Raw genomic sequence first — 18,825 nt, 5'->3', positions numbered from 1 at the left:
GCCAGACGACTCATCAAGTTGCCTGGCTTATCCATTGGCTAAATTCCGCTTACACAACCAGAAGTTGGCCAATCTTTGGCGGTCGAGCTTTATTCAGTGGTCTCGACAATCAACAATTCACGTTCACTAGCCCCGCGTGCATGGTCCAGCGCCTGTTGATATTCGGGTGAATTGTAGCATTCCACTGCGGCCTCGACCGAGGGGAAACGGGCAACAACATTGCGTGGGCGCTCTTTCCCTTCAAGCTGCACATACCGTCCAGCACGTGCGATGAACGAGCCCCCGTGCTTGGCAAGCGCCGGTCCTGCCAGTTCAGCATATTTGCCATAGGCCTCGTTGTCTGTCACGGTCACGTGGGCAATCCAAAGTGCCGGCATCCTATCCTCCCAAAACTTGTTCTGCGGCTTTGATTGCCGCTTCTGAATTTGACGCATCCCGGCCACCGCCCTGCGCCATGTCCGGACGTCCACCGCCACCCTTGCCGCCCAATTCAACCACTGCGGCCCGGACCAAATCAACAGCTGAAACCTTGTCGGTCAGGTCCGATGTTACACCGGCAGCCACGGCAGCCTTGCCACCGGCATCCGCAATCAACAGCACCGCGCCCGAGCCCAGACGGTTTTTGAGTTCGTCAATCAATGCAGGTAGATCCTTGCCGGAAACTCCGCTCAGCGCCTGCGCCAGGAAAGGCACACCGTTCACTTCGCGCGTCTCGGCTCCGCCGCCCTGCCCTGCACCACCGGCCATCGCCAGATCACGGCGCAACTGAGCAACCTCGTTTTGCAAGGCTTTGCGCTCATCCAGCAGAGACTTGACACGGGTGACCACATCATCTGGCTGCGCTTTCAATTCCGAAGCGATCTGACCCAGCCGCTGATCTTGCGCGGACAGATGCCGGAATGCCTCATCCCCAGTCAGCGCCTCGATCCGGCGCACACCGGCACTGCTGGCACTGTCACCCAGTACAACAAACGTGCCGATATCACCGGTCTGACGCACATGCGTGCCGCCACACAGTTCGATAGACCATGTATCACCGTCATGACCCTTGCCTGTCTGAGCTTTGCCCATCGACACAACCCGGACTTCGTCACCGTACTTCTCACCAAACAGCGCCTGCGCACCCAGTTCGCGCGCATCGTCGGGCGTCATGATTCGGGTTTCAACGGCCGAGTTCTGGCGAATGAATTCATTCACCTCACGTTCAATCTTTTGAATCTCATCAGGGCTAAGCGCCTTGGAATGGCTGAAATCGAAACGCAGCCGATCTGATGCATTCAGCGATCCGCGTTGTGCCACGTGATCACCCAGCGTTTCGCGGAGCGCCTCGTGCAGCAAGTGCGTGGCCGAATGGTTGGCCCGGATCGCTGTTCGACGGGCATGATCAACCTCAAGCTCAACAGCATCGCCCTTAGACAAAGTACCCTGACTTACCGTGACCCGATGCGCATAAACCTTACCTTCTGCAAACTTGCGCGTGTCTTCGACCTGCGCCACGTCTTGCAGGTTCTCAAGACGCCGAATTTCCCCGGTGTCCCCAACCTGACCACCAGCTTCGCCATAGAAAGGCGTCTGGTTCACGACAACCCATCCCGAGCCGCCCTTTTCAATCTTGTCGACCAAAGCGCCATCAACCACCAGAGCTGCCACCTGCCCTTCGGCTTTTTCGGTGTCGTAACCCAGAAAATCGGTGGCGCCCGCTGCATCCAGAACGTCAAACCAAACGGCCTGATCCGCTGACTCACCGGACCCGGCCCAAGCGGCGCGGGCCTTGGCTTTTTGCTCGGCCATGGCCGCATCGAACCCGTCCGTATCCACAGTCCGGCCTTTTTCACGCAATGCATCTTGCGTTAAATCCAGTGGGAAACCGTAAGTGTCATACAGCTTGAACGCCGCTTCACCAGACAATGCACTGCCTTCAGGCAGGCCAGAGACCTCATCATCCAACAGCTTAAGACCGCGATCCAGCGTCTGTTTAAAGCGGGTTTCTTCCAGCAGCAGCGTCTCTTCGATCAGAGCTTGCGCCTGACCAAGCTCGGTATATTGCGCGCCCATCAGTTGCACCAGCGCGGGCACCAACCGGTGCATGACCGGGTCTTTCGCGCCCAGCAAATGCGCGTGACGCATGGCGCGGCGCATGATCCGCCGCAGAACGTAGCCTCGTCCGTCATTCGACGGCATCACACCATCTGCGATCAGGAACGACGTCGAACGCAGGTGATCTGCAATCACCCGGTGATGCACGTTCTGATCACCATAAGGATCAACACCCGTGGCGTCCGCCGACGCCTCGATCAGGGTTTTGAACAGGTCCGTGTCATAGTTGTCATGGCTTCCTTGCAGCAGCGCCCCAATTCGCTCCAGCCCCATGCCGGTGTCGATCGACTGCATGTCGAGTTCGACCATCGAGCCGTCTTCGAACTGCTCGTTCTGCATGAAAACGATGTTCCAGATTTCAATGAACCGGTCGCCGTCTTCCTCGGCCGATCCGGGAGGGCCACCCCAGATGTGATCGCCATGATCATAGAAAATCTCGGTACACGGACCGCACGGACCGGTGGGGCCCATCTGCCAGAAGTTGTCATTGGTGGCGATACGGATGATCCGGTCTTCTGGCACACCAACCTTCTTCCAGATTTCAAACGCCTCATCATCGGTGTGATAGACAGTGGTCAGCAGGCGGTTCTTGTCGACACCGAATTCCTTAGTGATCAACTCCCAGGCAAACGGGATTGCCTCGGGTTTGAAATAATCACCGAACGAGAAATTCCCCAGCATTTCAAAGAACGTGTGGTGCCGTGCGGTATAGCCCACATTGTCCAGATCGTTGTGCTTGCCGCCCGCGCGCACACATTTCTGAGCGGTGGTCGCACGCTGGTAGTCGCGGGTTTCCACACCGGTAAACAGGTTTTTGAACTGCACCATCCCCGAGTTCACGAACATCAAGGTTGGGTCGTTGCGCGGGACCAGAGGGCTGGACGGCACCACTTCGTGCCCCTGTTTGTCAAAGTAGTTCAGAAAGGTTGATCGGATATCATTCAGCGTGGGCATAAGGCTCTCTCGGCGCGCAATCATATTGTGTCAAAACGGGTTTATCCCTGTCCCTGCGGATAGTCCACAGCGTTGGACTCGCAGAACGAAACAAGGCGACCCCGATGGACCGCCTTGTTTCGGATTTTCTAAGCACTGGCTGTGTGACGCGGAATTTTTTCCGTTCCCGTCAGCGAGCGTTTATGCCTCGAGGATATCATCATCCTCAGTCGCGCCGGGCGGCATTTCGAAATCCAGACCGTGTGCTGCGCGAATCTTGTCTTCAATCTCAAGCGCGGCGCGGCTGTTATCGCGCAGGTATTGCTTGGCATTCTCTCGCCCCTGCCCGATCCGTTCGTCGCCATAGCTGAACCACGAGCCCGATTTTTCGACCACGCCGGCCTTGACGCCCAGATCCAGCAGTTCGCCCATCTTGCTGATGCCTTCGCCATACATGATGTCGAATTCCACCTGCTTGAATGGCGGCGCCACCTTGTTCTTGACCACTTTGACGCGGGTCTGGTTGCCCACAACCTCATCGCGATCCTTGATTGCACCGATGCGGCGGATGTCCAGGCGGACCGAGCTGTAGAATTTTAGCGCGTTACCACCGGTCGTGGTTTCCGGGCTGCCGAACATCACGCCGATTTTCATCCGAATCTGGTTGATGAAGATTACCATGCAGTTCGAGCGGCTGATCGAACCGGTCAGTTTGCGCATCGCCTGGCTCATCAAACGGGCCTGAACGCCGACATTGCTGTCGCCCATGTCGCCTTCCAACTCGGATTTCGGCGTCAAAGCCGCAACAGAGTCGACGACAACCATGTTCACCGCACCCGAGCGCACCAACGTATCGGTAATCTCTAGCGCCTGTTCGCCGGTGTCGGGCTGTGAGATCAGCAACTCATCCAGGTCGACGCCCAGCTTTCGCGCATATTGTGGGTCCAGCGCATGTTCCGCGTCAACAAAGGCGCAAACACCACCACGCTTTTGCTGTTCGGCAATGCAGTGCAACGTCAGCGTCGTCTTACCAGAGCTTTCTGGCCCGTAAATTTCAACGATCCGACCCATCGGTAGGCCGCCAATCCCCAGAGCAATATCCAGACCCAGAGAGCCGGTCGAGCTGGCCTCGATGTCCTGCTTGGAATCCTCGCCCAGCTTCATGATCGAGCCCTTGCCGAACTGGCGTTCGATCTGGGCCAGCGCGCTGTCGAGCGCCTTTTGCTTGTCTGCGTTTTTCTTGTCGCTCATCGTCAGAAGATCCGCCATTGTCCTGTCGCCTTCCCTTTTGTCACACCCTTGAACGGGCGGCAATCGCTGCTTTGTTCGCCTCTTGTTCCTTATGGGACCAAAAAGAGAACATTTCAACTAAAACTTACAATACTTACTGTTGGGCAATTGTGTTAAAGAGTCGTTTACGCCAATCTGCACCCGTAACAAAGATCGGCAAAAGGCAAATAAATGCTTGTTTTCTATAAGGAACGCCTTGCGTTTCTGGCTGTTCCAAAGACCGGCAGCACGGCCTATCACTCAGCCCTGCGCGAGCGCGCCGATTTTGTCGTAACCGGTCCACCGGATCTGAAACACGCTCCTGTACGGCGCTATGACCGCTTTTTTCAGAACATTTTTCGGAAAATGTACGACACCGAAATGGAGATCATGGCCGTCGTACGCGAACCGATCGACTGGCTGGGCAGTTGGTACCGTTTCCGCAGCCGCGATGGCCGGGTCGGGCATCCACATTCAACTCGTGACATATCCTTTGACGATTTTGTGCAGGCCTATATGAAATCTCCGCGCCCCGATTTCGCGGATGTCGGCAGCCAAAGTCAGTTTTTCCGCACCCGAAGCAACGGTTTTGGTGCAAGCCATGTCTTCAAATACGAAAATCAGGATAAGATTTTAAACTTCCTTCAGGATCGTCTGAACATGCAGATTAACCTGCAGCAGGAAAATGTCTCACCCCGACGTGAGCTTGCCCTGTCACCTGAAACCGAGCGAAAATTTCGAAAACGCCACGACGCCGAGTTCATATGCCACGACGCTGCACTTTGATTTGGTCAGTTAATCTGTTGAAACACCGCTTCGGTCAGCTCATTCAATGAGAATGGTTTCGGCAAGAAGGCCGAATGCGCGATTTCCGGCCCGGAATCACCAAAGGCCCCTTCGGTATAGCCAGACATGAAGATCACCCGTACATCCGGACGCGTTTTCATCGCCTGACGCACCCAGGTTGGCCCATCCATCCCGGGCATGACCACATCGGTGACAAAAACATCGACATTCAACGCCCCGTCCTCAAGCAAGCGCAGTGCCTCTTCTGCCGACTCGGCCTCAAGAACGGTATAGCCCTTCAACCTTAATGCGCGTGTTGCAAAGGCACGCACCGGGGCCTCGTCTTCAACCAACAGCACAACACCCTCACCCTGCCGAGCGCTTTGCGTTTCGACCGCGGGCAACACCTCTTGCTGAACTTCCTGAGGCGCGGCGGACACCGGAAGGTAGACAATGAATTCAGTTCCATGTCCCGGAAGGCTGTCGACAAAAATGAACCCGCCCGTTTGCTTGACGATTCCATAGACCGTGGACAAGCCCAACCCCGTACCTTCGCCAGTGCGCTTGGTCGTATAGAACGGCTCAAATACCTTTTGCAGCTTGTCTGCCGGGATACCAGTGCCGCTGTCGATTACCTTGACGGTCACGTATTCCCCCGGCTGAACCGTGGCACGGTCGCGTGTGAAGGGTTGGCTCAGCACGACCACCTCGGTCTCAATCCGAATCTCGCCGCCATCCGGCATGGCGTCGCGCGCGTTCACAACTAGGTTCATCAGCACCTGCTCTAGCTGTCTTTTGTCCGCCCGGACGGGTTTCAGAACCGGATCATGGCTGAGTATCAGACGCACTTTTTCGCCCACCAACCGGTTCAGCAGGTGGATCAGATCCGAGATCGTATCGCGCAGGTCCAGCACCTCGGGCTGCAAGGTTTGTTTGCGCGAAAACGCCAGCAGCTGACTGACCAGAGCCGCAGCCCTGTTGGCATTCTGGTTGATCTGAACCAGATCGCCGTAGTTCGGGTCATTTTGGTCGTGCCGCAAAAGCAGCAGGTCGCAATGCCCGGAAATGGCTGTCAGCAAATTGTTGAAATCATGGGCAACGCCACCGGCCAACTGGCCCACCGCCTGCATTTTCTGACCCTGCACGAACTGTGCCTCAAGCGTTTTGAGTTCAGTAGCGTCATTCAACACCGCAATCAGGCAGACCTGCCCGTTGTTCACCACACGGTTTAAGGTGACCTGAACAAAAATCTCTTTGTCCTGGCGGGTCAGACGCAGAAACTCGGACCGCATCGTGGGTTCTTGTGCGGCGGTCCGCCCCAACCAATCCAAGATTGGATGCCCCAGCCCTTGCATAATCTGATCGACATTGGTTTCGTCGGGCTCGATATCGCCGATCAACTTTACCGCCAGCCGGTTCGCCTCGAGAATACGACCATCGGGGGCAAGGCGCATGATCGGCACTGGCAAATCGGCAAAGGATGTACCACTGCTGGCTTGCCGGTCCTGCGCCACAGGCAACACGAGCAGGTTTCGCACAGTGCCGGACCAGCCGAGTTCGCATACAATGGCTGAAACCGCACCCCTTGTTGTCTGAACCTGTACAATTTCACCCTGCGTAAGAGAATCGCTCGTGAGCACTTCGTTCAGCGCGTCCGGCCTCTGCCCCAGCATATGCGCCGCTGCGTCATTCACCCGCAGCAAAGTGCCGTTGCGCCCCTCGGTCAGGACCGGGATGTTGACCTCGTCCCACTGTCCAGGCGTATCCAGATGAAAACGCCAGCAAAACCGACCCTGACCAACGTTGAACACTGAAACCGGGATCGTTGACCCAACGGTCACAATGTCTTCGCGGGCTTTGCCATAAATTTCAGCCGATGACTGCAGTCGAAGCAAAATAGCCGGAGGGTTCGCGAACAGGGATTTCAGGCATTGCTCTAACCGACTGCCTGCAAAGGCCTGAAACTGCGCGCGTGCCTCGGGGTTGGCGGCCAGAATTTCGCCTTGGGCATTCGCAATCACGCAGGGAAACAGATCTTGCTCTGCAAAAACGGCCATGGTTTTCACCGCCTGCTGCGCCAAATAGTCCGTGATCTTCCCCCGAAGAACCACCAGAAACGAAGCGGCCAGAAGGGATACGCCCGCAACCATGAAGCCTGTATGCCAAACGTCGGGCAACAGCCCTAAAACCGGCGTCAGGCTTAGAAGCGCACCGATGACAACCAAAGAGGCAAGCCGCAGGCCGGATGGGGTTTTGTGGTCAGACGGATCGGCGAATACTTCCGTAGTGTCAGTCATAAACAACTCAAGTCGATGGGCTTTGGCGTAGTCAGCCCAAATAAGGTTAATGTCCGATTAAGCGAAACCGGATACTCTCCCTAAAGTTGCTATGACCTGACGCACTATCGCGTCAAGTGTGCAGTGAAGAAACCATCAGCTCCGTGCGAAACAAGCCACGTTTTGCGAAACGCCTCGGACCACTCTGGATTGGCGCGCAGAAAGGAGGCGACGACAGCGCCGTTTTCATCCTCCAACATAGAACACGTCGCATAGGCCAAGACACCGCCCGGCGCGACCATTGTCGATAACTTATCCAGAATGGTCGATTGAATTCCGGTAAGCTCCTGCAAGCGACTTTCGGTTAGCGCCCACTTGCCCGCAGGCGCACGTCGCCACGACCCGCTGCCCGAACATGGCGCATCCGCGAGAATGACATCAAACGGCTTTTGCTGTTCGAGTTTATCCGTGGACACGATCTGAATCCGCACCCCCGCACGTTCCGCGCGCGCAGGCAGGTCGCGCATCCGGCCTGCGTTTACATCATGGGCAAACACCTCGACCCCCTGATGCGCGGCCAGGGCCAACGACTTACCACCCCCACCTGCGCAATAGTCCAGAACCCGCATCCCCGGGCGCAGATTCAAAGCGGCCACAACGGCCTGACTGGCGGCATCCTGAAGTTCGACCAACCCCATTGCATAGGTCCGGCTTTGGGCGATCTTGCGCGCGCCTTGGGTCACTTCCAAGGCTGTTTCGCAAGTTGGATGCGGGGCGGCTGTTATGTCTTCAGCCGCTAGCGATTTGCTTGCGAAAGCTACATCCGTTTTGACCAGATTAACCCGCAGATGCACCGGCGCGCGGTGTTGCAGCGCCCGCGCGACGGCAACTGCCTGATCTCCCAGTGAGGACTGAAATCTGGGCCAGAGCCATTCGGGAATGTCCAAAGACTCGGCATCCGAATGAAAATCACGCCTGACCTCACACTCAGATAAAACCGCGGGCGCGTGACGGGCGCCTGTGAACAAATCCTCCGGCCGTTCGCCAGAGGCGCGAAGCGCACCGATCATCAAACCTCGGCCAGTGTCAGCACCACCCAGCGCCGCATAGGACCGCTGACACCGCAACGCATCAAACACATGATCACGAACCGCAGCACGATCCTTGGACCCGGCAAACCGGCTGCGTCGCGCCCAGTTGGTCAGAGACTTCTCGACGGGCATACCCGACAGAATCTGGTCAAGGATTTCAATCGATGCCTGAATACGAGCGGCCGGGGTCATAGTGTTTTCCGATGCTGTTGTCTTGGCGCGTAAAGTTGCGCTGAAAATGCAAAACGGCGCCCTGATCCGGACGCCGCATTACGCATTGGATACAATTACATCACCCGGTAGTTCGGGCTTTCACGGGTGATCTGCACGTCATGCACGTGGCTTTCTTTCAGGCCTGCACCAGTGATTTTGACGAAATTGCAGTTCTTGCGCATTTCTTCAACTGTCGCACAACCGGTATAGCCCATCGCCGCGCGCAAACCGCCAACCAATTGGTGGACCACCGCGCTGGCCGACCCTTTGTAAGGCACCTGCCCTTCGATCCCTTCGGGCACCAGTTTGTCGTTGGCCGCATCCTTCTGGAAATACCGATCTGCCGAGCCGCGCGCCATCGCGCCCAGGCTACCCATGCCGCGATAGGATTTGAATGAACGGCCCTGATACAGGATCACTTCTCCCGGGCTTTCATCGGTGCCCGCGATCATCGAGCCGACCATCGCACAGGATGCGCCCGCCGCAATCGCCTTGGCGAAATCGCCCGAGAATTTGATGCCACCATCCGCAATCACCGGAACATCTCCGGCGGCCGAAGCGCAATCCATGATCGCTGTCAGCTGAGGCACCCCGACCCCCGCAACCATCCGCGTGGTGCAGATCGACCCAGGCCCGATACCAACCTTGATCGCATCCGCGCCGGCATCGATAAGTGCCTTGGTCGCTTCACCCGTTGCCACGTTACCCGCAATGATCTGAACCTCATTTGACAGCGTCTTGACACGCTTCACCGCGTCCAGAACGCCTTGGGAATGACCATGCGCGGTATCGACCACGATGATGTCGACACCGGAATCCACCAGTTGCTCAGACCGTTCAAACCCGGCATCCCCGACCGAGGTCGCCGCAGCCACACGCAAACGGCCCAGGCGGTCCTTGCAGGCCGTTGGATTCAGCACCGCTTGTTCGGTGTCCTTCAACGTCAGCAGGCCGGTCAGCTTGCCCTCGCCATCGACCACCAGCAGCTTTTCGATCCGACGGGCTCGCATCAGGCTTTTGGCCTCTTCCAGATCGGCGGGCTCTTTCAGCATCGCCAGATTGTCCGAGGTCATCATCGCCTTGATCGGCGTATCATCCGAGGTCGCAAAACGCATGTCACGGTTTGTCACGATACCAACGACGCGACCTTGGTCATCAATCACCGGAAAGCCAGTAAAGTTGTAACGCTGCACCAGCGCCTGCGCATCTGCCAGCGTCTGATCCGCGCGCAGGGTCACCGGATTATACACAATGCCGGACTCAAACCGCTTGACCCGCCGCACTTCGCGGGCCTGTTCTTCGGTTGTCAGGTTCTTATGAATAACGCCAATGCCACCGGCCTGCGCCATGGCAATGGCCATGCGCGCCTCGGTCACCGTGTCCATGGCCGAGCTGAGCAGCGGGATGTTCATGGTAATCTCACGGGTCACGCGCGTGGTCGTGTCCGCCGTCGCAGGCAGCACCGTCGATGCCCCCGGAACCAAGAGTACGTCGTCAAAGGTAAGTGCCTCACGAATCTGCATCTACTAACCTCATGCAAAAGCCCGTTTGGCGGTGACCCTATTACATGGATTCATCCCAAGGAAAAGCCCCTGACCTAAACTAGTTTTCCCCCGCAAGCCGCTACCACAGTAAAAAACGACGTTCATTATCCAAAACGTGCCGCGGAATGCCCTTTCCCTTTGCGCACAAACCCATATCTTGCCGGCAAACGCGCGAATACAAAAAGGCAGGCCAGATATGACCACCGATCCCCTTGTTGTCTTTACCCCCTCGGGCAAACGCGGGCATTTCCCCGTCGGCACCCCGGTTCTGACCGCTGCCCGGCAGTTGGGCGTCGACCTGGATTCGGTCTGTGGCGGGCGCGGGATCTGTTCAAAATGCCAGATCACGCCCAGCTATGGAGAGTTTCCCAAGCACGGCGTGACTGTATCCGACGACGCGCTGAGCGAATGGAACGCGGTCGAACAGCGTTACGACGACAAGCGCGGGTTGAAAACCGGTCGCCGTCTGGGCTGTCAGGCGACGGTTCAGGGCGACATCGTGATCGACGTACCACCTGAAAGCCAGGTACACCGGCAGGTCGTCCGCAAGGCTGCCACCGCGCGCGCCATCACCATGGACCCGGCAACCCGGCTGTATTTTGTGGTGGTGGAAGAGCCCGATATGCACTCACCCACCGGCGATCTGGAGCGGCTGGAGCGTGCCTTGCGCGAACAGTGGCACATCGATGCCGTCACAGCCGATCTGTCGCTGATGTCCAAGCTGCAGCCGGTTCTGCGCAAAGGTAAATGGGAAGTTACCGTTGCTGTTCACAAAGGGCACAAGGATTCGGTCGCGAAGGTCGTTGAAATCTGGCCCGGCCTCCATGAAAGCGGGTTGTATGGGCTGGCTATTGACCTTGGCTCAACCACCATTGCCGCCCACCTGACCGATCTGGAAACAGGTGAGGTTAAGGCATCATCGGGCCTGATGAATCCACAGATCCGCTTTGGCGAAGATCTGATGAGCCGCGTGTCATATTCGATGATGAACCCCGGCGGCGATCAGGAAATGACAAAAGCCGTGCGCGAGGCGATCAATGACCTGTCCACCTCGATTGCGGATGAAGCTGGGATTGATGCCGACCTGATCGTCGAAACTGTATTCGTCTGCAACCCGGTCATGCACCATCTACTGCTGGGGCTGGACCCGGTTGAACTTGGTCAGGCGCCGTTTGCTCTGGCCACGTCGGAAAGCATGTCCCTGCCCGCGCGTGAGATGGACCTGACGAAAATGAACCCACGCGCGCAGGTCTATATCCTGCCCTGCATCGCAGGTCATGTCGGCGCCGACTGTGCCGCCGTTGCCCTGTCCGAGGAGCCCGGAAAATCCGAAGACCTCGTTCTGATCGTCGATGTCGGCACCAACGCCGAAATTCTGCTGGGCAACACCAGCCGCGTTCTGGCTTGTTCCTCGCCCACGGGTCCTGCATTCGAGGGCGCGCAGATCAGTTCCGGCCAAAGGGCCGCCCCCGGAGCCATTGAAAGGATCGAGATCGACCCCGTTACCAAGGAACCCCGCTTCCGCATTATTGGTTCCGAGAAATGGTCTGACGAAGATGGCTTTGATCAGGACGTTGCCACCACCGGTATCACCGGCATCTGTGGTTCGGGCATCATCGAGGCGGTCGCTGAAATGCGCATCGCCGGGTTGCTGGATGAAAGCGGTCTAATCGGGTCGGCCGAGCAAACTGGCACCACGCGCTGCGTGCCCGAAGGCCGCACCCATGCCTACCTGATCCATGACGCCAGCGCCGAGGGCGGCCCGCGCATAACCGTGACCCAAGGCGATATCCGTGCCATCCAGCTGGCCAAATCCGCGCTTTATGCCGGTGCGCGCCTTCTGATGGATGTCATGGAGGTCGATAAAGTGGATCGCGTGGTACTGGCCGGAGCTTTCGGTGCGCATATTTCGACCAAACACGCGATGGTTCTGGGCATGATCCCCGACGCGCCGCTGGACAAGGTCTCAAGCGCGGGCAATGCGGCGGGCACAGGTGCGCGGATTGCGCTGTGCAACATCACCGCCCGGTCGGAAATCGAGCGCGTCGTGCGCGAGATCACCAAGGTTGAAACAGCAATTGAACCCAAGTTCCAGGATCATTTCGTCGCCGCAAACGCTATCCCGCACAAAACCGATCCGTTCCCGGAGCTGTCGCAGGTGGTCACCCTGCCCTCACCTACCTTCAACTCGGCCGGAGGGGCCGATGAAAAGTCTGGTCGCCGACGCCGACGCCGGTCATAGTCGCGTCACCTGAGGGAGGCGATCATGCAAGCAGCGAACGAAGAACAGGCCGAATTTTGGAGCAATTCTCCCTCTGGCGCCAATTGGCTCACCTATGAAGAGCAGATGGATGAAATGTTGGCCCCGGTTCTTGATCTGGTCATAGACCGAGCCGGGCTACAACCCGGCATGCGGGTGCTGGATATCGGCTGCGGCACCGGTGCAAGCAGCGTCAGGGCGGCAGAGTCCGTAGGCGAAAGCGGTCACGTACTGGCGGCGGACTTCTCGCAGCCATTTCTGGACCGCGCGGGGCAACGGGCCATCGAAGAAGGGTTGTTAAACATCGACCTCCAACATGCCGATGCCCAGACCCACCGGTTTGTCGAGGCAGATCGCGACGCAATGATCTCGCGTTTTGGGGTGATGTTTTTTGAAGACACGGTCGCTGCCTTTGCCAACATGGCACGTGCGTTGAAGCCGGGTGGTCAGATGACCTTTGCCGCCTGGGGACCATTAGACGGAAATCCCTGGTTCAAGACACCGCATATCATCGCATGTGCCCGACTGGGCAACCCACCTGTAATGGATCGAAACGCCCCCGGCCCATTGGCCTTTCATGACCACGAACGGGTCTCTGGCCTACTGGACCAGGCTGGCCTGACCGATATTCGTGTCGAACAAGTACCTGTCTTACTGCGCATTCGCGGAACGATCGAGGATTGCGCAACCTTGTGTACACGTATCGGTCCGGCGGCCCGTCTGATCGCCTATTTTGAAGGGGATGCCGAGGACGTATTGAATATCCAGCAAGGAATTACAAAGGCATTTCAACCGTATGCGTCTGAGAAAACGGTCGAAATCCCGGCTTTGATCAACCTGTTTCAGGCGCGAAAATCTGAGTAATTGGAGCGGGTAGCGGGAATCGAACCCGCGCGTTCAGCTTGGGAAGCTGACAGGCTACCATTACATCATACCCGCCGCGTGGCGCTGAATAGCACCGGCAATTGATTAACCGCAAGCGTCTTTCCATCTCAGCTCCCATCTTACTCGGTCCGGGCACGCAGGTCGTCGATCAGGGATTGATCCACATCCAGCGCCTCGCATGCCGCATCCAGCGTGCGCTGATCCAGATGCTGCGGGTTCAGGTCGATATCTTTCGAAAACGCGTCAACAATTGCCTGCATAGCTTTGATTCTTGCATATTTCTTGTTGTTGGCAGGGATCACACACCATGGCGCGACATCGGTTGAGGTACGGGCCAACATTTCATCTACGGCAATTTCTGCTTCGGCCCATCGTTCGCGGTTGCGAAAGTCCTCATAGGTCAGTTTCCACCGCTTCATCGGGTTGCGTAGGCGTTCGGTGAACCGCTCCATCTGTTCTTGCTGAGAAATGTGAAAGAACAGCTTTACGATGCGGGTGCCGTCATCCACCAGCATGCGTTCGAAATCGTTGATCTCGCGATAGGCTCCGCGCCAGCGCTCTTCCGGGGTGAACTTCTCGATCCGCTCGACCAGCACCCGGCCATACCAACTGCGATCAAAGGCAGAGATCGCGCCTTGAGGTGGCAACCTCTCCCAAAACCGCAACAGGTAGTGACGGTTCAGGTAATAGTTCCGGGGCGCCCCAATTGGCCACACTTTGAAACTGCGTGGATCCAGAGCCTGACTGATCCGTCGGATCGTGCCGCCCTTGCCTGCCGCATCCCATCCTTCAAAGACCAGCACGCCCTTGGTTCCGTGAAACAGAAACGCCTGTTGGATCAGCGCCAACTGCGCCTGCAACTCGGCCAATTTCTTGAAATAGCTCTGCTTGCCCAATTTCAGGTTCAAGTCCGCGTCGGCGAGCTTTGGGGGGTGATGTCGGGTCATGATTGCGCTGGTCCTTCGTCATCTGTCCCAGTCAGTCTGACCCGCCACCCTCGCCTTAGCCTTGATTGGTATCAAGAACGAAAAAGGCTGGGCGCGAGGCCCAGCCTTTTCACTGTATATAGTGTCCGGTTCAGGACGCGCGGCGACGACGACCACCACCGCGACGGCCACCAGCAGCGCCTGCGGCCCCAGCTTCGTCCGGCGCTTTGTTGAACCTGATCCACTCCCCGCCATGCGGGTCGTTATTGGTCAGCAGGTTGGCGGCACGAATGGCCTCCATTTCCTTGCCAGCGCGCGGCTTGGTCGAACCCAGGCCAAACATCTGGACGAAAGCCTCGTCATCCATGCCTTCGGGCAGGATGATGCCAGCGGCTGTGACGGCCTCTTTCTTCTCGGCAATCTTTTTCTGCGTCACCGGCAAGGCGACCGGGTTCATAATCGCCGAGGTCATGCCAGCGCCCATTGCCATCGGCAGGAACGCGTTATTGATGCCGTGACGGTTCGGCAGACCGAACGAGATGTTGGACGCACCGCAAGTGGTGTTCACGCCCAGTTCCTCGCGCAGGCGACGGACCAGAGCGAACACCTGCTGGCCTGCGGTTGCCATCGCACCGATGGGCATAACCAGCGGGTCAACGACGATGTCATGGGCCGGGATGCCGAAATCAGCGGCACGCTCGACGATCTTTTTGGCAACCTCGAACCGCACATCGGGATCTTCTGAAATACCGGTGTCGTCGTTCGAGATCGCAACGACTGGAACGTTGTACTTTTTGACCAGCGGCAGAACCATTTCCAACCGCTCTTCTTCGCCGGTGACCGAGTTCAGCAGTGGACGACCTTCCGCGGCTTCCAAACCCGCTTCCAAAGCGCCGGGAACTGAGGAGTCAACGCACAGCGGCACATCGACCAGCCCCTGTACCAGCTCGACAATCTTGCGCATCAGCGGCGGCTCGGTCTCGTTCGGGTTGGGGTTCGAGTTGTAGACAACGCCTGCGTTGATATCCAACACGGTGGCCCCTGCGGCGACCTGTGCGATGGCGTCTTTCTCAACGGTTGAGAAATCGCCCGCTTCCAGCTCTGCGGCCAGCTTTTTACGACCGGTCGGGTTGATCCGCTCACCGATGACGCAAAACGGTTCGTCAAATCCCAGGACGGCTGTTTTTGTTTTTGATTCTACGACTGTACGGGTCATGTCCGTTCCTTAAGCGTTTGCAGGCTTTGCCGAAGCGCCGCCGTTATTGATCGCCCAGTTGGCGTTGGTCTTGATGCCACCAAGCGGGAAGAAATGTACGTTGGTGATGTTGAAATCCGGGTTGGCCGCTTTGTGGTTGGCCAGCTCAGTCACAACATCGGTCGGTTCATACGGCAGCAAGAGCTTCGAGACATCCATGGCGCGCTTTTGCAGAACCTTCAGCGACGGGCCAACACCGCAGGCGATAGCGAATTTGATCAAGGTCTGCAGCTTGGCCGGGCCCGCGATGCCGATATGGATCGGCAGATCGATGCCCGCTTCTTTCAGGCTGTCGGCCCATGCGATGATCGGCTTAGCATCGAAAGCAAACTGGGTTGCCAGAGCCATTTCCGCATCGGTGGTTTCCGAGAATTTCTGCTTCCAACGCAGCGCGTCGTCGACATTCTTGGTCGAGCCGTCCGGGTCGATGTCCTTGTTGCCCTCGGGGTGGCCCGCCACGTGCAGACGCTTGAAGCCTGCCTTGTCGAACAGGCCGGATTCCAGCAGTTGCATCGAGCTGTCGAAATCACCATGCGGATTGGCGACACCACCGGCCAGCAACAGCGCTTGATCAACGCCCGCTTCGCCCTGATACATCGAGATCCAGTTTTCCAACGTGGCCGCATCCTTGATGATCCGCGCCGGGAAATGGGGCATCACGGGATAACCTTCGTCGGCGATCCGCTTGGCGGTCTTGACCATATCTTCGATGGGCGTGCCCTCAATATGGGCGATGTAGACGCGGGTGCCTTCGGGCAACAGCGCGCGGAAATCTTCGACCTTTTCGGCGGTGCGCGGCATCACCTCGATCGAATAACCTTGCAAAAAGGCTTCGACGGTCGGATTCAAAGGGCCGTTTTCGACCGCATCACGTTTCTTGAAGTTCAGCAAAGCCATTGCGGCCTCCCATATAGATTTTGGGCTCATGCCCAACCGTCATTGGCGATCAGAGCCTTGATGCGGCCCTGATCGTATTCCGTTTCCAAACGCACGGCCTCGGCCTCGGCAATCTCGGACGGGTCGCCCTCGACAGCAAAGGGTTCGGCCTTGCGCCACTCGGCCAGATAGGCATCGCTGTCCTTGGCGTTCACTTTCATCGCAGCCCGGTCGATGGCTTGTTCGAACCGCTCCTCCAACTGCCGCTTTGCGCCACGACGGCCTTTGCCGACGATGACTTGGGCGGGAATATCGCGCCAGTATACGATGGTGACGTCAGGCATTGCCGTTGATTCCTCCTAACCAGATGGATCGGTTCTAGACTTCTATATGGGTCAAAGTCGGTCGATTTTCGACACAAGCAGTCTTTCAAACGACGTTTTTGTCCCCCACAGGATACGGCGCTTGTACTCAATTCTCGCGCAAATGCGCACATCAAAATACTCATCACTTTAATGAGCGTCTTGCACGAAACATTTGGCCGACCTATGGTCGGGGTAACTCGAAAATCGGAGGGCGTTTAATATGGCGCCCAAGCGTCCCAAAGGTGCGGGCGCGTTCCCCAAGGCGGTCGAAAGCCCCGCGCCGGCAAGACCCGATCCAGATGCGTTATATGCGGCGCTGGATCTGGGAACAAATAGCTGCCGCATGTTGATAGCCCAACCCAAGGGTAGCGGTTTTCATGTGGTAGACAGCTTTTCCAAATCCGTGCAACTGGGCGCGGGGCTGGAACGGACCGGACGGCTGTCTCGGTCGTCGATGGCGCGCACCATTCAAGCACTGCGCATCTGTCAGCAGAAACTGAAGCGAAACAAGGTCAAACGGATGCGCCTGGTCGCGACCGAGGCCTGTCGGCGCGCCAAGAATTCTCGCGACTTCATCCGGCAGGTAAAACGCGAGACTGGCCTGAATCTGGAAATCATCCAGCCCGAGGAAGAGGCCCGCCTGGCCGTGATCTCGTGCGCGCCGCTGGTGTCGACCAAGACCGAACAGCTATTGGTCGTAGATATCGGCGGCGGTTCGACCGAGTTGGTGTGGATCGACGTCTCTTCCGTACCGCGTCGGGACCGTCCGGCGGCGATTATGCGGCTGCACCACGGGTTTCATACAGCCGATAGCCCTTTCCCGGCAGCAAAAGTGGTGGATTGGATCAGCGTTCCGTTGGGGGTGGCCACTCTGCGTGACCAGTTCAATGATGTCGAAGACGACTCGGCTCGTTTCGCGCTGATGAGCTGGTTTTTTGAAGAAAACCTGGCCGATTTTGCCCCCTATAAGGACGAACAGGCCCGCGAAGGGTTTCAGATTGTCGGTACTAGCGGCACGGTAACGACCGTGGCCGCCTCGCATCTGGGGCTAAAGCGTTATGACCGGACCAAAGTGGACGGTTTGCGTATGACCAGCGATCAGATTGACAAAGTCATACGGGGATACTTAGAACTCGGCCCACTGGGGCGGCGGCGAGATCCGCGTATCGGCGATGACCGGCAGGCCCTGATCATGTCCGGCTCAGCCATTTTGCAGGCATTGCTTCGCTGCTGGCCCACTGACCGCCTTTCCGTGGCGGATCGTGGGCTGCGCGAAGGCCTGCTTTATGCGCAGATGAGTGCGGACGGTGTATTGGAAGACGGACCGTTCTAATGGCGAAGACACCAAGTGGCAAAAACAACTCGGGTCGCGGACAGCGCGACCTGAAGGTCAAGGTCAAGACTGCGCGCGGGCGCAAGCTCAGCTCGACCCGTTGGCTTGAGCGGCAGTTGAACGACCCGTATGTGAAGCGCGCGCAAGCGGATGGCTATCGCGGACGTGCGGCCTATAAGATTTTGGAACTGGATGACAAGTTCCGCTTTCTCGTTCCCGGTGCGCGCGTGGTCGATCTGGGTTGTGCGCCCGGTGGCTGGCTGCAGGTAGCCGTTAAACGCGTCAATGCGCTGGGCGAGCGATCTGGCAAACGGATTGGAACCGTTCTGGGCGTCGACTTACAAGAGGTTGAACCGGTCGCAGGTGCCGAGGCGCATGTGCTGGACTTCATGGAAGACGATGCCGACGAAATGGTCAAAGCCTGGCTGGGCGGCAAGGCAGATGTCGTGATGTCCGATATGGCGGCGTCGTCGTCCGGGCATAAGCAAACCGATCACCTACGGATCATGGCCCTGTGCGAAACCGCGGCCTATTTTGCCTTCGACGTGCTGGAAGAAGGCGGCACGTTTGTCGCCAAGGTTCTGGCCGGGGGGGCCGAGGGCGATCTGCAAAAGTTGTTGAAGCAAAAGTTCGAAAAGGTGGCAAACGTAAAGCCCCCTGCGTCACGGTCTGACAGTTCCGAGAAATTTGTTGTCGCCACGGGATTCCGCGGCTGA

General features: G+C 57.7%; 15 protein-coding genes and 1 tRNA gene. 5 read left to right on the top strand and 11 right to left on the bottom strand.

Going from position 1 to position 18,825, the window contains the following annotated elements; translation table 11 throughout:
- Positions 1-89 precede the first annotated feature (89 nt).
- The 3 genes from ACR0LY_RS02995 to recA all read right to left on the bottom strand — a co-directional run bounded on the left by ACR0LY_RS02995 (position 90) and on the right by recA (position 4,299).
- Positions 90-377 carry a DUF1330 domain-containing protein gene (locus ACR0LY_RS02995; protein ID WP_170348761.1) on the bottom strand — a complete coding sequence of 96 codons (288 nt, stop codon included), beginning with the start codon at positions 375-377 and terminating at the stop codon, positions 90-92.
- 1 nt (position 378) lies between these two features.
- Complete coding sequence (gene alaS / locus ACR0LY_RS02990; protein ID WP_170348762.1) at positions 379-3,051, bottom strand: alanine--tRNA ligase; 2,673 nt, start codon at positions 3,049-3,051, stop codon at positions 379-381.
- Positions 3,052-3,231: 180 nt separating this feature from the next.
- Complete coding sequence (gene recA, locus ACR0LY_RS02985) at positions 3,232-4,299, bottom strand: recombinase RecA (RefSeq protein WP_170348763.1); 1,068 nt, start codon at positions 4,297-4,299, stop codon at positions 3,232-3,234.
- 192 nt (positions 4,300-4,491) lie between these two features.
- Here recA and ACR0LY_RS02980 point away from each other — a divergent pair, with 192 nt between their 5' ends.
- Positions 4,492-5,085, top strand: a complete 594-nt coding sequence (locus tag ACR0LY_RS02980; protein WP_170348764.1) for a sulfotransferase family 2 domain-containing protein — start codon at positions 4,492-4,494, stop codon at positions 5,083-5,085.
- A gap of 5 nt (positions 5,086-5,090) precedes the next feature.
- Here ACR0LY_RS02980 and ACR0LY_RS02975 read toward each other — a convergent pair whose 3' ends face one another.
- The 3 genes from ACR0LY_RS02975 to guaB form a co-directional block, all read right to left on the bottom strand.
- Positions 5,091-7,382, bottom strand: a complete 2,292-nt coding sequence (locus tag ACR0LY_RS02975; protein WP_170348765.1) for a hybrid sensor histidine kinase/response regulator — start codon at positions 7,380-7,382, stop codon at positions 5,091-5,093.
- 104 nt (positions 7,383-7,486) lie between these two features.
- Positions 7,487-8,644 (bottom strand): RsmB/NOP family class I SAM-dependent RNA methyltransferase, encoded by a 1,158-nt coding sequence (locus tag ACR0LY_RS02970; RefSeq protein ID WP_170348766.1) that lies wholly within the window; start codon positions 8,642-8,644, stop codon positions 7,487-7,489.
- Between the two features lie 95 nt (positions 8,645-8,739).
- Positions 8,740-10,188, bottom strand: coding sequence for an IMP dehydrogenase (gene guaB, locus ACR0LY_RS02965; RefSeq protein ID WP_170348767.1), 1,449 nt, complete (start codon positions 10,186-10,188; stop codon positions 8,740-8,742).
- Between the two features lie 217 nt (positions 10,189-10,405).
- On the opposite strand from guaB, the gene ACR0LY_RS02960 reads away from it, so the two are divergent.
- Together ACR0LY_RS02960 and ACR0LY_RS02955 are read left to right on the top strand one after the other, a co-directional pair.
- Positions 10,406-12,451, top strand: a complete 2,046-nt coding sequence (locus ACR0LY_RS02960) for an ASKHA domain-containing protein (protein ID WP_170348768.1) — start codon at positions 10,406-10,408, stop codon at positions 12,449-12,451.
- Positions 12,452-12,475: 24 nt separating this feature from the next.
- Complete coding sequence (locus ACR0LY_RS02955; protein WP_170348769.1) at positions 12,476-13,333, top strand: class I SAM-dependent methyltransferase; 858 nt, start codon at positions 12,476-12,478, stop codon at positions 13,331-13,333.
- A 1-nt stretch (position 13,334) separates the two neighbouring features.
- Here the strand turns inward: ACR0LY_RS02955 and ACR0LY_RS02950 are convergent.
- The 5 genes from ACR0LY_RS02950 to ACR0LY_RS02930 all read right to left on the bottom strand — a co-directional run bounded on the left by ACR0LY_RS02950 (position 13,335) and on the right by ACR0LY_RS02930 (position 16,755).
- Positions 13,335-13,408, bottom strand: a tRNA-Gly gene (locus ACR0LY_RS02950).
- A 65-nt stretch (positions 13,409-13,473) separates the two neighbouring features.
- A complete protein-coding gene (locus tag ACR0LY_RS02945; protein ID WP_170348770.1) occupies positions 13,474-14,301 on the bottom strand; it encodes a polyphosphate kinase 2 family protein in 828 nt (275 codons plus the stop codon).
- 130 nt (positions 14,302-14,431) lie between these two features.
- Entirely contained in the window at positions 14,432-15,496 is a 1,065-nt protein-coding gene (locus ACR0LY_RS02940; RefSeq protein ID WP_170348771.1) for a methyltetrahydrofolate cobalamin methyltransferase, read from the bottom strand.
- Positions 15,497-15,505: 9 nt separating this feature from the next.
- Positions 15,506-16,432 (bottom strand): methylenetetrahydrofolate reductase, encoded by a 927-nt coding sequence (locus ACR0LY_RS02935; RefSeq protein WP_170348772.1) that lies wholly within the window; start codon positions 16,430-16,432, stop codon positions 15,506-15,508.
- A 26-nt stretch (positions 16,433-16,458) separates the two neighbouring features.
- Positions 16,459-16,755 (bottom strand): virulence factor, encoded by a 297-nt coding sequence (locus tag ACR0LY_RS02930; protein ID WP_170348773.1) that lies wholly within the window; start codon positions 16,753-16,755, stop codon positions 16,459-16,461.
- Between the two features lie 241 nt (positions 16,756-16,996).
- Between ACR0LY_RS02930 and ACR0LY_RS02925 the strand changes: the two genes are divergently transcribed.
- Together ACR0LY_RS02925 and ACR0LY_RS02920 are read left to right on the top strand one after the other, a co-directional pair.
- Positions 16,997-18,109: a Ppx/GppA phosphatase family protein gene (locus ACR0LY_RS02925; protein ID WP_170348774.1), complete on the top strand. Its 1,113-nt coding sequence runs from the start codon at positions 16,997-16,999 to the stop codon at positions 18,107-18,109.
- Complete coding sequence (locus ACR0LY_RS02920) at positions 18,109-18,825, top strand: RlmE family RNA methyltransferase (RefSeq protein ID WP_170348775.1); 717 nt, start codon at positions 18,109-18,111, stop codon at positions 18,823-18,825. The genes ACR0LY_RS02925 and ACR0LY_RS02920 overlap by 1 nt, the downstream gene beginning before the upstream one ends.

This window comes from Ruegeria sp. BC5, from assembly GCF_056539205.1.
The sequence above is the reverse complement of the archived record's forward strand: the minus strand, read 5'-3'. Positions and strand labels throughout refer to the sequence as shown.